We start from the raw sequence: 12,840 nt of genomic DNA, 5'->3' as shown, positions 1-12,840 counted from the left end.
CCGTACGGCGCCGCGCGCCGCGCTCCCCGGCGCCGCGTGTCCGCCGCCGCGCACCGCGGACTCCGCGCCGTGCCGCGTGTGGTCCCCGCGCATCACACCTCCTCGTCCGGCTCGCCGGTGGGGGCGAACCACCGCACGCTGTCCATGGACGGCCCGCGTCCGGACTCCGGCGCCCACACCGCCCGCACCCGCATGCCCTCCCGCACCTCGTGGGCCGGGATCCCGCCGATCAGGACGATCATGGGGATGTCGGCGCCGTCGAGGAGGACGTAGGCCGACACGAACGGCACCTCGGGGGCGCGCGGGTCCGGGAGGTTGTTGATCGCGAAGGTGGTGACCGTGCCGGTGTCTGGCAGTTCGACCTCCTCGGTGACGGCGACGCCGCACTCGGGGCAGGACAGCCGGTAGGGCACGTACACCTTGCCGCAGGAGCCGCAGCGGCTGCCGAGGAAGACGCCCCGGGCGATCCCCGAAAGGAAGCGGGCGAGCGCCAGCCCCGGCGTGACGGTGTACTCCACCCGCACCGGGGCGGTCATCGCCGTGACCTCCGGGACGAAGCACTCGATGTCGGTGACGTGGCCGGTGCGCTCGGCCCGCCAGCGGGGCCGGACCCGCAGGCCGGGGCGCATGGCCCGGACGTCGCCCGCGTCCACCGCGTGCAGCAGGGAGGTGTCGGCGCCGTCCAGGCGGATCAGGGCCCAGGCGAACGGCCGGTCCAGCGGGTGACCGGCACGCGGGGAGCCCGCCCACGACCAGCTCTCGACCGTCCCGGCCGGGCCGACCTCGACGAACTCGCCGGTGACGGCGTCCCCGGTGTCCGGGTCGTACTCCAGAGGCGGCACCAGCGTCCGGCCCGTCGCGGTGCGGACCCCGACGAGGCGACGGTCGCGCAGCTCGGTGAGGAACCGGCCGATCACCGGCCCGGTCGTCCGGGTGTAGCCGCCGGGGAACTCCAGCACGTGCCGCGTCCGCTGGGTCACCGGCGCCTCCCCTTCCGGGGCCGCGCGGTTCGTTCAGATCGCACGGTCGTGCCCCTCCCAGTACGGGTCCCGCAGCCTGCGTTTGAGGAGCTTGCCGTTGGGCTCGCGCGGCATCTCCGCGACGAAGTCCACCGACCTCGGCCACTTCATGGTGGACAGCCGGCCCCGGAGTGACTCGACGAGCTCGGCGGCCAGCTCGGGCGAGGGCTCGACGCCGGCCGCGGGCTCGACCACGGCCTTGATCTGCTCGCCCCATTCCTCGTCGGGGACGCCGAACACGGCCACGTCGGCGACCTTGGGGTGCACCATCAGCTCGTTCTCGATCTCGGCGGGGTAGATGTTGGCCCCGCCGGAGATGATCACGTCCGCCTTCCGGTCGCAGAGGAACAGGAAGCCGTCCCCGTCGAGATAGCCGATGTCGCCGACGGTGAAGAAGTCGTCGAGGCGGCCGGCCTCGGTCTTGGCCCGGTCGCCCTTGTACTCGAAGGTCGCGCCGGTCATCTTCATGTAGACCGTGCCGGGGGTGCCGGGCGGGACGGGCCGCAGCTCGTCGTCCACGATGAGCAGCTCGCTGATCGGCCAGGGCCGTCCGACGGTGCCGGGGTGTTTCTTCCAGTCCTCCGGGGTCGCGATCGTGCCGCCGCCCTCGGTGGCCGCGTAGTACTCGTAGACGCAGTCGCCCCACCAGTCGAGCATCGCCCGCTTGACCGGTACCGGGCAGGGTGCGGCGGCGTGGATCATCCACCGCAGCGACGTCAGGTCGTAGGCGCCCCTGACCTCCTCCGGCAGCGCGAGCAGGCGCTTGAAGTGGGTGGGGACCATGTGCGAGCTGGTCACCCGGTGCCGCTCGCAGAGCCGGAGCATCTCCTCGGCGTCCCAGTGGTCCATGAAGACGAGCGTGTGGCCCATGTGCAGGGCCGAGCCGCCGAACTGGGTGACCGCGGTGTGGTAGCCCGGCGAGGTGACCAGGTGGACGTTCCCGCCGGCCGGGGTCATGCCGAACATCGCGAGCAGGAACGTCATCAGCTCGGCCGCGTCGTCGGGGTCCAGGCCGCTCAGCGGCCGGCGGACGCCCTTGGGCCTGCCGGTGGTGCCGGAGGTGTAGTGCATGGTGGCGCCCGCCGTACGGCCGGCCGGGGCGGTGGCGGGATGCCCGGCGACCAGGTCGGCGACCGGGCGCGCGCCCGGCACGTCCCCCAGGGCGAAGACCCGGGACGGGTCGATCCCCGACGCGGCGGCCCCGCGCGTTCCCTCGGCGGCGAAGCGCTCGTGGACGAAGAACGCGCGGGCCTCGCTGTCGGCGACGATGTGGCCGATCTCCGGGCCGGTGAGGTGCCAGTTGACCGGCGTGTAGTACCACCCGGCCTGCAGCGCCGCGAGGTAGAGCACGAGCCCGTCGGAGCCGTTGGGCACCAGGCCGCACAGTCCGTCCCCGGTCTCCATCCCCAGGGCCCGCAGCGCGTGCACGAGCCGGTCGGCGCGGGCGAGCAGGTCGCCGGCGCGGTGCGGGGTGCCGTCGGGGTCCACGGCCGCGATCCAGTCCGGATCGGCCTGCGCCAGCCTCCAGAAGCCGAGCGTGCCCATCGCAGATCCTTCCCGAGAATGAGAAAGGCCCGGACCGCCAAAGTGAATCACGTTCTCGTTATCGATGAAACCTCTGGTGATACGGGGAAGATGGAACGAGAATCTGTTCTCATATGCATGGGCAGGGTAACCCGCCCGGGAGGACCGAGCAAGCGCTTGACAGCAGACCGGAGGCCTCGTGGAACTTCTGCCGATCAGCACGCCGCACTGCCGGATCGAGCGCGACGGGCACGTCGTCGTGGTGACCATGGACCGGCCGGAGGCCCGCAACGCCCTGTCGACGGACATGCTGGTCGGCCTGGCCGACGCCTGGGCCTACGTCTCGGCCGAGCCGGACGTCCGCGTCGCCGTGCTGACCGGCGCGGGCGGGACGTTCTGCGCGGGCGCCGACCTCAAGGCCATGGGCGCCCCCTCGGAGGACCCCCGGGTGCGGGAGCGGGCCGCGCGGATCCCCGACGTCCACTGGAAGGGCCTGCTGCGCGACCCCGGCGCCCTGCCGGCGAAGCCGGTCGTCTGCGCGGTCGAGGGGTACGCCGTGGCCGGCGGCACCGAGCTGCTCGTCGGCACCGACCTGCGGGTGGCCGCCGAGTCGGCCGTCCTCGGCCTGTTCGAGGCCCGCCGCGCGCTGTTCCCGATGGGCGGCTCGGCCGTACGGCTGCCGCGCCAGATCCCCTACGCCTTCGCCATGGACCTGCTGCTGACCGGCCGGTCCGTCACCGCGCGGGAGGCCCTGGAGATGGGGCTGGTCAACCGGGTCGTCCCGGACGGCCGGGCGCTGGAGGAGGCCCTGGAGATCGCCGGCCGGATCGCCGAGTGCGGACCGCTGGCCGTACAGGCCATCCTGCGCACCCACCGCGAGACCCTGGGCCTGCCCGAGGCCGAGGCGCTGGCGGTCGCCGACGCCATCGGCTGGCCGGTGATCGGCTCCGAGGACGCCAAGGAGGGGGCCCGCGCCTTCCGCGAGAAGCGCCCCGCCGTCTACCACGGCCGCTGAGCGCCGTCGCGTCCCGGCGCTCACCGGCGGCACGGCGTTCGCCGGTGATACCGGAATGGCTGGCCGACGGTATCACCCGTCGGTTAACGTGGGGACATGGCGATGACCATCCGGTTCGACGACGACGAGACCCGCCGCCTGCGAAGCATGGCCGAGGCGGAGGGCATCTCCATGCAGGCGGCCGTCAAACGGTCCGTGGACGAACGCGCCGCCCGGTTGACCGTCCTGGGCCGTCTCGCGGACGCCTGGGGTCCGTTGCCGCAGGCCGAGCTGGACCGGGCCGCCGATTCCCTCAAACTGAACCGGAATCGCGCCGCCTCCTGACACCATCTACCGGTGAGTTCGTTCCCACCGACCGGTTCGGGTCGCATTCTCGACACTTCCGCCCTGACGTCCGCGGCGACGGGAAAGCACGTCTACGCCCGTGCCCTCATCGCCACCGCGTTGCGCTCCGGCACCGTCACCCTCCTCATCCCGGTGAGCGCCTACACGGAGGCCCTCGCCGCCGTTCCGCACGACCTGCGCTGGCAGCTCATGCTTCTCACCAGCTCTCCCACGGTGGACCTCGACTTTCTCGACGACCGCGAGAAGGCCCACGAGATCGGCGACTTCGACACCTCCGACGTCCCTCTCGCGCACGTCGCATGGTGCGGCATCCGATACGGCTGGCGCGTCGTCACCGACCGGGGCGACGAACTGCGCGCCGTCGCCCCGGCCGTGGAGATCGAACCGCTTCCCTGACGACGTGGCACGGGACGATTCAGGTGTGGCCCGGGTCCCGGACGGCTCGGTGAACATGTCAGGAAGAAACCGGGAAAATCGGATCTCTTCTTATATGATCCATTTCCGGTGATGTTGGCCGCATGGTTCATGAACAGTCGGTTGTCGGGCGGAGGCGGCACACGGAGGCGTCCTCCGGCGAAGGCGACGACGACGGCGAAGGGATCCGATCGTGGCGACGGACATCGAGTGGAGCCGCCAGGCGCTCCTCGAACTCGGCCGGCTGGCGTACCGGCGGGGACGCGAGCTGTCGGCGGCCCGCGAGGGCTTCCCCGCGGAGGTGGGCGCCTCGCTCTTCGGTCAGCTGTCCGGGGGCGCGGAGCTGGCCGCCCAGGCCGGCCGGGTGGAGAAGCACGTGGAGACCGACGTCCGCGCCGGGACGAACCGCCTCGACGACGTGGAGCGCGCCCTGGACAACGTCGAGAGGAACATCCGGAAGACCGAGCCGGGTCATGAGAAGGGCACGCGCGCCGTATGACCGACATGGAGGCGGTGCGGCGCCTGGGCGGGGACCGGCTGATCGCACTGGCGAACAAGGCGAACGGGAACCCCGGGGAGATCCGCGCGGTCGCGAAGCGCTGGCGGGACGCCGCCACCAAGTGCGCCGAGCCGTTCGACGACCTGGACGGGGCGATCCGCCGGCAGGTGTACGGGGCCTGGCACGGCGACTCGGCCGACGCGTTCGTGCGGTACATGAGGGCCTATCCCAAGGCGGGCAACGCGCTGCGCGACGCGCTCCGCAACTGCGCCGACTCCCTCGACGACGCCGCCGACGCCGTGCAGTCGGCCAAGAGCGGCATCGACGAGGTCTGCTCCGCCCTCCTCGACTGGCACCGCGGCAACCCGCGCGCCACCGATAACCAGATCAGCGGTGCGGTCGGCCAGTCCGTCACCCTCGCCCAGGGGCACGTGACCAGGGCCGAGACCGCGATCTCCACCGCCACCGGCAAGATCAAGGGGTATATCGACAACCTCTCCTCGACGTTCGGCCGCATCCCCGTCCCCGCCGGCCAGGAGTTCGCGCCCAAGGACGGCAGCGTCGACGGGTGGATCCCGGCCGACCGTACCCCCGTCCGCACCACCTCGCTCAGCTCGGCGACCGGCGCCCCGCCCGGCACCACGGCCACCGGCGCGCCCTGGTCTCCCGGGGGGACGGGCGGCGGTGGCGGAGGCGGCGGGGGCGGGGTCGCCACCGCGCAGGCCCTGCCGTACGTGACGGGTTCGGGGACCGGGGCCGACATCGTGTCCGCCGCGCGGACCCACCTCGGCAAGCCGTACGTCTGGGGCGCCAACGGCCCCAGCGCCTTCGACTGCTCCGGGCTCGTGTACTACTCCCTGAACCAGGCCGGGGTGAAGATCGGCGACACCACGGCCGAGGGCTACCGGGTGAGCGGCAAGCCCGCCACGCTCCCGCTCCAGCCCGGGGACGTGATCACCTTCGGCAACCCGGCCACACACTGCGGCATCTACATCGGCGACGGCAAGATGATCCACGCCCCGAACCCGAGCACGGTGGTGAAGGTCGGCGAGGTGGCGGGCCAGCAGCCCATCACCTACCGCCGCTTCACCTAGCCCGTTCGCGGGTCCGTTCCGCCGGTCCGTTCCGCCGGTCCGTTCCGCCGGTCCGTTCCGCCGGTCCGTTCCGCCGGTCCGTTCCGCGGGCCCCGGCCGCCCGGGCGGCCGGGGCGGGCGGGACGGCCCGCGGAACGGGGCCTGGTCACCCCGACAGGCGGCCCAGGCGCTCGACGGCCTCGATGTACTCCTCGACCATCGTGAAGACCACCTCCTTGGCGGACCGCACCTGGTTCATCGCCCCGATGATTTGCCCCGCGGGGAAGGTCGCCAGCTCCGCGGCGTCGGATCGGCCGATCCTGCGCAGGGCGTCGGAGACCAGCATGAACTGCAGCGGCATCGGCAGCGTGCCGGGCGAGTCCCCGGCCTCCCACGCCTCGGTCCACTCGTTGCGCAGCAGGCGCGCGGGCTTGCCCGTCCACGAGCGCGAGCGCACGGTGTCGCGGGAGGTCGCCGCGAGGATGCGCCGCCGGGCCGGCTCGGGGGTGTCGGCCTCCTCGACGGCCAGCCAGACGGAGCCGGTCCACACCCCCTCGGCGCCGAGCGCCATGCCCGCCGCCATCTGACGGCCGTTCCCGATGCCCCCCGCGGCCAGTACGGGCACGTCCACGGCGTCCACGACCTGCGGGATCAGCACCATGGTGGAGATGTCGCCGGTGTGCCCGCCGGCCTCGGTGCCCTGGGCGACGACGATGTCCACGCCCACCTCGACCTGCTTGACCGCGTGCCTGGGCGTGGAGGCCAGCGCCGCCACCCGTACTCCGCGCGCGTGCGCCGCCTCGACGACGTCGGCGGGCGGCGGCCCGAGGGCGTTGGCCAGCAGCGCGATCGGGTGCCGCAGCGCCACCTCCACCTGAGGCCGGGCGGTGGCGTCGGTCCAGCCGAGCAGGACCTTCCCGGCGCCCGCCTCGGAGTCGGGCAGCTCGGCCACGCCGTGCGCGGCGAGCAGGTCGTCGACGAAACGGCGGTGGCCCTCGGGGATCATCCCCTGCAGCCGCGCCACCAGATCCTCGGGCGAGTCGACGTCGAGGCCGGCCCCCTCGTAGGAGGCGGGCATGACGACGTCGACCCCGTACGGCCGGCCGCCGGCGTGCTCGTCGATCCAGGCGAGCTCGACCTCGAGCTCCTCCGGCGTGAAGTAGAGGGCGCCGAGCACGCCCATCCCGCCGGCGCGGCTGACCGCGGCGACGACGTCCCTGCAGTGGCTGAACGCGAAGATCGGGAATTCGATGCCGAGCATGTCCGTGACGCGTGTCCGCATGCGCTCACGGTACGACCGGCCCCGAATGACTGCAACGTGTTCTAGCTACGCAATTCCCTCCTTGAAAGGAACACGAAATGAGAAAGGAACAGGTTTCATCGCGGCATTCTGCGCCAGATAGCCCGCGGCAGCAGGCGCGTCACCGCGAACACCCACCGCAGCCGCCCGGGGACCCACACCGTCTCGGCGCCCGAACGCAGGCCCGCGATCACCGCGTCGGCCACCTCGCCCGGGGTGGACGACATCGGCGCCGGGGACATGCCCTCGGTCATCCGGCCGACGACGAACCCGGGCCGGACCACCATCACCCGGGCTCCGGAGCCGTGCAGGGCGTCGCCCAGGCCCTGCGCGAAGCCGTCCAGGCCCGCCTTGGCCGAGCCGTACACGAAGTTGGCCCGCCGCACCCGGACCCCCGCCACCGACGACAGGACCACCAGCGTGCCGTGCCCCTGCTCGCGCAGCCGCCGGGCCGCGGACAGCCCGGCCGAGACGTGCCCGCCGTAGTTGACCGCGACCGCCTCCGCGGCGGCCACCGGATCGGCGTCGTAGGCCGCCTGACTGCCCAGGACGCCGAAGGCGGGGATCACCACGTCGAGGTCGCCGACCAGCTTCGCGGCGGTCTCGATCACCTCGCCGTGCGTCTCCGGGCGGGCGGCGTCGAAGTCGACCAGGTGCACCTCGGCGTCCCCGATGACCGGGGGCGTCCCCCCGGCGGCGCCGCGGGCGGCGAGCACGACCCGGCGGGCGCCGTCGCGGACCAGCCGCTCGACGATCGCCAGCCCGATCTCGCTGCGCCCGCCGAGCAGCAGCACGGTGTCCACCGACCCCAGCGCGTTCCTCACGGGATGAGCCTCCTTCTCTCGGGACCCGGGCACGCGGGACCCGGACTCACCGGACCCGGGCCCACCGGATCCGGGCGACCGGCGGCCCGTACGGCGCCGGTCCTCACAGCAGCAGCCTGCGGGACAGGTCGGAGCGGAACACCCCGGCCGGGTCCACCTCGTCGCGGACCCTACGCCACTCGTCCAGCCGCGGGTACATCGCCGCCACCGTCGCGGCCGACGTCCGGGAGTCCTTGGCGAGGTAGATCCGGCCGCCGGCCTCGGCCACCTGGTCGTCGAACCCGCGCAGCAGCCGGGCCAGGCCCCGCCGTCCCGCCGGGATGTCCAGGGCGAGCGTCCAGCCGGGAATCGGGAACGACAGCATCCCCGGCGTGCCCGGACCGAACCGCTTGAGCACGGTCAGGAAGGAGACCACGCCCTCGGCGGACAGCCGGGCGACGATCCGCCGCAGCGTCGCCTCCTGCCCGAACGGCACCGCGAACTGGTACTGCACGAACCCGCGCGAGCCGTAGACCCGGTTCCAGCCGTCCACCCCGTCGAGCGGGTGGAAGAAGGGCGCGATGCCCTGGATGAGGCCGGTCGCCGGGCGCGATTTGGCGTACCACGCCTCGTTGAAGGCGCGCACGGTCACCGGGTTCAGCAGGCCGTTGGGCGCCCAGGGCGGGGCCTTGAGCACCGGGCCGGGGTTGAACGCCAGCGGGTCGGCGCCGCGCGGCAGCTCGTCGCGGGCGGCGTGGTCGCCGCGGGTCAGGACGCTGCGGCCCATCCGGCCGCCCCTGGCGAGCAGGTCGATCCAGGCGACCGTGTAGCGGTAGCGGTCGTCGGTGGCGGCCATCGTCTCCAGCGTCTGGTCCAGGTCGCGGGTCCGCTCGACGTCCACCCGGACGCGGGAGGTCTCGATCGGCACGCACCGGAACACCGCCTCGGTGATCACGCCGGTGAGCCCCATCCCGCCGACCGTGGCCCAGAACAGGTCGCCGCCGTCACCCCCGCCGTTCCCGCCGTTCCCGCCCGGGACGGCCGTACGGCCTCCGTCCGGGGTGACCGTGCGGGTCTCGCCCGAGGCCGTGACCAGGGTGAAGGAGCGCAGGTGGGCGCCGAAGGAGGAGTCGACGTGGTGGTTCTTGCCGTGCACGTCGGCCGCCACCGCGCCGCCGACGGTCACGTGCCGGGTCCCCGGGGTGACCGGCACGAACCAGCCCCGCGGCACCAGCGCGGTCATCAGGTCGTGCAGGCTCACCCCCGCGCCCGCGGTGACCAGGCCCGTGGTCTCGTCGATGGACCAGGTGTCCAGCCCGGTGCAGTCGCACACCAGCCCCCCGGCGTTCTGCGCGGCGTCGCCGTAGGAGCGGCCGAGGCCCCGGGCGGCGACGCCGCGGGCGGGGGCCCGCCGTACCAGCTCGGCGATCTCCTCGGCGGAGCGGGGGCGGGCCAGGCGTGCCGGGGTCGGCGCGGTACGGCCCCAGCCGGTGAGGAAGGTCATGAAAGGTAGATTCCCACGAGCAGGGGCACGAGCAGCAGGGCGGTGAAGAGCAGCAGGGGCCGGTCGCGCAGCACGAGCTCCTCGGGCTCCTCTCCCACCCCCCGGTCCACCAGCAGGTTGTGCCGCAGGACGATGAGCACGAACGGCACGATGCTGATCGCGTGGAAGGGGCCGGGGTGCCGCTCGTTCAGCGCCCACAGGCAGTAGGTAACGATCATGGCGCCCGAGGACATCGACCGGACCCCGGCGAGGTAGCTCGGCGTGTAGGCGGACAGGGCCCGCCGGGCGGAGTCGCCGGAGGCGCGCAGCTCGGCCTCGCGCTTGCCCGTCACGAGCAGCAGCGAGCCGAGCGAGACGACCACCAGGAACCAGCTCGTCACCGGCACGTCCACGGCGACCGCGCCGGCGAGGGCGCGGATCACGTGGCAGCCGGCGACCGCGACCAGGTCCACCACGGCCTGGTGCTTGAGCCAGAAGGTGTAGGAGAAGGTCAGCGCCAGGTACCCGGCGACGACGGCGGGCAGCTTCCAGTCGCCGGACAGCGCGGCCAGCGCCGGGCCCAGCAGCAGCAGGACGACCCCGGTGATCCGGGCGAGCCGTACGGTTACCAGGCCCGCCGCGACCGGGCGGCGGCGCTTGCGCGGGTGGCGGCGGTCGGCCTCGACGTCGGCGGCGTCGTTGAGCAGGTAGGCGCCGCTCGCGGCCAGGCAGAACGCGCCGAAGGCGATGGCCGTGCCCAGCAGGCCACGGGGGGTGGTCAGCACTCCCGCCGCGGCGGGGGCCGCGAAGACGAGGGCGTTCTTCAGCCACTGGCGGGGCCGGCAGGCCCGCAGCAGCGCCACGGGCGAGAACCCCGGGGAATCGGACGCGGCCGCCGGCGGGTCCGCCGACGGCCGCGCGACGGCCGTCTCCTCGTTCACCGGGTCCGGACTCGGCGCCCACGCCCGGCGACGACCATGAGGATCCCGGCGGCCAGCATGACGACGCCCACGATCAGCACGACCAGCGGGATGGTCACCTTGAGCAGGGTGATCTGGCTCCTGCCGTCCATCGCCTTCTTCACCAGGGCGTCGACCGTCTTGGGGGTCATCCTCGCCGTCGCGTCGAAGGCGGTGATGCTGTGGGCGCCGTCCTGGGTGGTGAGGACTTCGTGGCGCTCCTGCTCCTGCTTCACCGGCGAGCCGGTGGTGGGCTCGACCCAGAAGGTGTTCCGGCCGCTGTAGTACCGGTCGACCTGGATGTCGCCGGTCGTGTCCGTCACCCCCATGATCGAGGCGGGGACGGTGCGGGTCTCGGTCTTCGTCTTGGGGACGTCCTGCTCGAACCGGTAGGCGCGCACCCCGTTGACGTCCTCCTCGCCGGTGAAGCGGGCGTCGAACGCCTTGCCGGCGGTGGCGTTGAAGACCCGGTAGGTCTTCTTCTGCACGTCGAAGGGGAACAGGTAGACCTGCCCCTCCAGTTTCACCGGCTTCTTGTCGATGTTGGCGGCGCAGCAGTCGACGGCCTCGCCGGTGTACTTGTTGAAGGCGCTGCGGCGGGGGACGAGCGAGATCAGCGGGTTCTCGTTGGTCACGTCGTTGACCGCCATGACCTCGTCCCAGACGACCCGGTCGCCCTGGGCCTGGGAGACGTCCCCCCGCATGGTCACGGTGATGTCGGCGTCGCCGGTCATCACCTTGAGGTCTCCGATGCTGAAGTACCGCGCGCCCGGGGCCGTCAGCTCGCTGATGCCGTAGTAGTCGGCCGGGGCGGCGATCAGCTTGGGGGCGACCTGGAACCGCACGAGCGGCGCCAGCACGATGAGGAACGCCCCGAGTGCTATGAGGACTAGTCCAACGGTCCGGCGCATCTGGCCTCCTGGGGGTCCCGGCCTGGGAGATTTAGGGGGATATTTCTGGATTAACGAGGCTACTGGCCAGTATGTTATTTGCCGAGAGTGACCGTCGTCACGTAGGGATGCGGAAAAGTGACCGAAACAGGTTCTAGTACGGAGGCCCTCTCCGATCCGGATCCCGCGGCCCCCCGCAAAACTACCCCCGAACCGCTCCCCCCGAGCCCCCGGGGCATCTCGCGGCCCGCCGCACCGGTCGCCGGGGACGGGCCCGCGACGCTCTCCGGTGACGGCCGGCTCGACACCCTCGACGGCGTGCGCGCCGTCGCCGCGTTCGCCGTGCTCGTCTTCCACGTGGCGACCGAGACCGGGGCCGCGCTCGCGCCCGGCTTCGGCGGCGCGCTGCTCTCCCGGGGCGACGTGGCCGTGCCGATCTTCTTCGCGCTCTCCGGGCTGCTGCTCTACCGGCCCTTCGCGGCGTCGCTGCTGGCCGGGGAGGCGCCCGTCCACGTGCGGTCCTACCTGTGGAAGCGCGCCCTGCGGATCCTGCCCGCCTACTGGCTGACGGTCGCCGTCGCCCTCCTGCTGTGGTCGCGCGACCACCTGTCGGACGGCTGGACCTGGCTGAAGCTGCTGACCCTCACCCAGAACTACGACACCCACCCCTGGTGGTTCGGCCTCGGGCCCAAGGGCCTCGCCCAGATGTGGAGCCTGTCGGTGGAGGCGGCCTTCTACGTCGCGCTCCCGCTGCTGGCGGCCGGGCTCGCGGCCTTCGCCCGGCGCGGCGGCCCGGACACCGGCGCCCGGGCCCGCCGCCTGCTGGCCGGCCTGGCCGTACTGGGGGCGGTGTCACTGGCCTGGACGCTGCTGACCTACTACCCGGAGTACCGGCCCTACCTGAACTCCTGGGCACCCCGGTCGGCGATCTTCTTCGCCGTCGGGATGGCGCTGGCCGTCGTGCTGGCCTGGGACCGTGCCGACCCGGCGGGAGACTCCCCGGCGAGCCGGTTCCGGCGGGCGGCGTCCGCCTCCCCCGGCTCGTGGTGGCTGGTCGCCGCGCTGGCCTACGCGCTCGCGGCCTCCCCGGTGACCGGCACCCGCTTCCTCGGCATCGACGGCTTCTGGTCGGGCCTGTTCGAGATCGTCCTCTACGCGGTCGTCGCCACGTGTCTGCTCGTCCCCGCCACGCTGCCGCCCCCGGGCGACTCCCCGGTCCGGCTGCTGCTCGGCAACCGGGTCATGGCCTACCTCGGCCGGATCTCCTACGGGGTGTTCCTCTGGCAGTTCGTGGCCATCCACCTCTGGTACGGCTTCACCGGGCAGCGGTCGTTCACCGGCGGCTTCCTCGCCAACCTCGTCCCCATCACGGTCATCACGCTGGCGATGGCCGCCCTGACCCACCGCTTCGTCGAACGCCCCGCCACCCGGCTGGCCCGTCTCGGACGAGAAGAGGGCCGAAACCCGGTGCGCTGACACATCGCGATGTATATCTGATGCGCGTCTAGGCATACGA

13 protein-coding genes are annotated in these 12,840 nt (G+C 72.8%); 6 read left to right on the top strand and 7 right to left on the bottom strand.

Translation table 11 applies throughout. From position 1 onward, the window contains the following. Positions 1-92: 92 nt before the first annotated feature. A complete protein-coding gene (locus ACQP10_RS06900; protein ID WP_346021957.1) occupies positions 93-980 on the bottom strand; it encodes a Zn-ribbon domain-containing OB-fold protein in 888 nt (295 codons plus the stop codon). 33 nt (positions 981-1,013) lie between these two features. After that, a complete protein-coding gene (locus ACQP10_RS06895) occupies positions 1,014-2,564 on the bottom strand; it encodes an acyl-CoA synthetase (RefSeq protein WP_346021956.1) in 1,551 nt (516 codons plus the stop codon). 178 nt (positions 2,565-2,742) lie between these two features. Here ACQP10_RS06895 and ACQP10_RS06890 point away from each other — a divergent pair, with 178 nt between their 5' ends. From ACQP10_RS06890 to ACQP10_RS06870, 5 genes are all read left to right on the top strand, one after another. Further along, on the top strand, positions 2,743-3,558 hold the full coding sequence (locus ACQP10_RS06890) for a crotonase/enoyl-CoA hydratase family protein (protein ID WP_346021955.1): 816 nt from the start codon (positions 2,743-2,745) through the stop codon (positions 3,556-3,558). Positions 3,559-3,654: 96 nt separating this feature from the next. Continuing rightward, positions 3,655-3,882 carry a hypothetical protein gene (locus ACQP10_RS06885; protein ID WP_179819371.1) on the top strand — a complete coding sequence of 76 codons (228 nt, stop codon included), beginning with the start codon at positions 3,655-3,657 and terminating at the stop codon, positions 3,880-3,882. Between the two features lie 12 nt (positions 3,883-3,894). Beyond that, complete coding sequence (locus ACQP10_RS06880; protein WP_433541070.1) at positions 3,895-4,299, top strand: hypothetical protein; 405 nt, start codon at positions 3,895-3,897, stop codon at positions 4,297-4,299. A gap of 211 nt (positions 4,300-4,510) precedes the next feature. After that, positions 4,511-4,816 carry a hypothetical protein gene (locus ACQP10_RS06875; RefSeq protein ID WP_346021953.1) on the top strand — a complete coding sequence of 102 codons (306 nt, stop codon included), beginning with the start codon at positions 4,511-4,513 and terminating at the stop codon, positions 4,814-4,816. After that, complete coding sequence (locus ACQP10_RS06870; RefSeq protein ID WP_346021952.1) at positions 4,813-5,910, top strand: NlpC/P60 family protein; 1,098 nt, start codon at positions 4,813-4,815, stop codon at positions 5,908-5,910. Before ACQP10_RS06875 ends, ACQP10_RS06870 begins: the two co-directional genes overlap by 4 nt. A 145-nt stretch (positions 5,911-6,055) precedes the next feature. Here the strand turns inward: ACQP10_RS06870 and ACQP10_RS06865 are convergent, their stop codons facing one another. The 5 genes from ACQP10_RS06865 to ACQP10_RS06845 all read right to left on the bottom strand — a co-directional run bounded on the left by ACQP10_RS06865 (position 6,056) and on the right by ACQP10_RS06845 (position 11,345). Beyond that, complete coding sequence (locus ACQP10_RS06865; RefSeq protein WP_346021951.1) at positions 6,056-7,171, bottom strand: NAD(P)H-dependent flavin oxidoreductase; 1,116 nt, start codon at positions 7,169-7,171, stop codon at positions 6,056-6,058. Positions 7,172-7,266: 95 nt separating this feature from the next. After that, positions 7,267-8,013 carry an SDR family NAD(P)-dependent oxidoreductase gene (locus tag ACQP10_RS06860; protein WP_179819376.1) on the bottom strand — a complete coding sequence of 249 codons (747 nt, stop codon included), beginning with the start codon at positions 8,011-8,013 and terminating at the stop codon, positions 7,267-7,269. Positions 8,014-8,116: 103 nt separating this feature from the next. Continuing rightward, the gene (locus tag ACQP10_RS06855; RefSeq protein ID WP_433541069.1) at positions 8,117-9,496 is read right to left on the bottom strand and encodes an FAD-binding protein; all 1,380 of its coding nucleotides are present in this window, start codon (positions 9,494-9,496) and stop codon (positions 8,117-8,119) included. Continuing rightward, positions 9,493-10,416 (bottom strand): decaprenyl-phosphate phosphoribosyltransferase, encoded by a 924-nt coding sequence (locus tag ACQP10_RS06850; RefSeq protein ID WP_386149151.1) that lies wholly within the window; start codon positions 10,414-10,416, stop codon positions 9,493-9,495. Before ACQP10_RS06850 ends, ACQP10_RS06855 begins: the two co-directional genes overlap by 4 nt. Then, positions 10,413-11,345, bottom strand: coding sequence for a DUF3068 domain-containing protein (locus ACQP10_RS06845; protein ID WP_346021949.1), 933 nt, complete (start codon positions 11,343-11,345; stop codon positions 10,413-10,415). Before ACQP10_RS06845 ends, ACQP10_RS06850 begins: the two co-directional genes overlap by 4 nt. A gap of 117 nt (positions 11,346-11,462) precedes the next feature. Here ACQP10_RS06845 and ACQP10_RS06840 point away from each other — a divergent pair, with 117 nt between their 5' ends. Continuing rightward, positions 11,463-12,800 (top strand): acyltransferase family protein, encoded by a 1,338-nt coding sequence (locus ACQP10_RS06840; RefSeq protein WP_433541068.1) that lies wholly within the window; start codon positions 11,463-11,465, stop codon positions 12,798-12,800. Positions 12,801-12,840 lie beyond the last annotated feature (40 nt).

This window comes from Streptosporangium sandarakinum (assembly GCF_050942225.1).
In the GTDB taxonomy this organism is placed as follows: Bacteria; Actinomycetota; Actinomycetes; order Streptosporangiales; family Streptosporangiaceae; genus Streptosporangium; species Streptosporangium nondiastaticum.
Note: the sequence above shows the minus strand (reverse complement) of the source record. Positions and strands in the feature narration are given on the sequence as shown.

Excerpts from the sequence above, each read along its gene's own strand:
- ACQP10_RS06845 (WP_346021949.1), bottom strand. The coding sequence starts at position 11,345 with ATGCGCCGGACCGTTGGACTAGTCCTCATAGCACTCGGGGCGTTCCTC.
- ACQP10_RS06870 (WP_346021952.1), top strand. The coding sequence starts at position 4,813 with ATGACCGACATGGAGGCGGTGCGGCGCCTGGGCGGGGACCGGCTGATC.
- ACQP10_RS06855 (WP_433541069.1), bottom strand. The coding sequence starts at position 9,496 with ATGACCTTCCTCACCGGCTGGGGCCGTACCGCGCCGACCCCGGCACGC.
- ACQP10_RS06865 (WP_346021951.1), bottom strand. The coding sequence starts at position 7,171 with ATGCGGACACGCGTCACGGACATGCTCGGCATCGAATTCCCGATCTTC.
- ACQP10_RS06895 (WP_346021956.1), bottom strand. The coding sequence starts at position 2,564 with ATGGGCACGCTCGGCTTCTGGAGGCTGGCGCAGGCCGATCCGGACTGG.
- ACQP10_RS06885 (WP_179819371.1), top strand. The coding sequence starts at position 3,655 with ATGGCGATGACCATCCGGTTCGACGACGACGAGACCCGCCGCCTGCGA.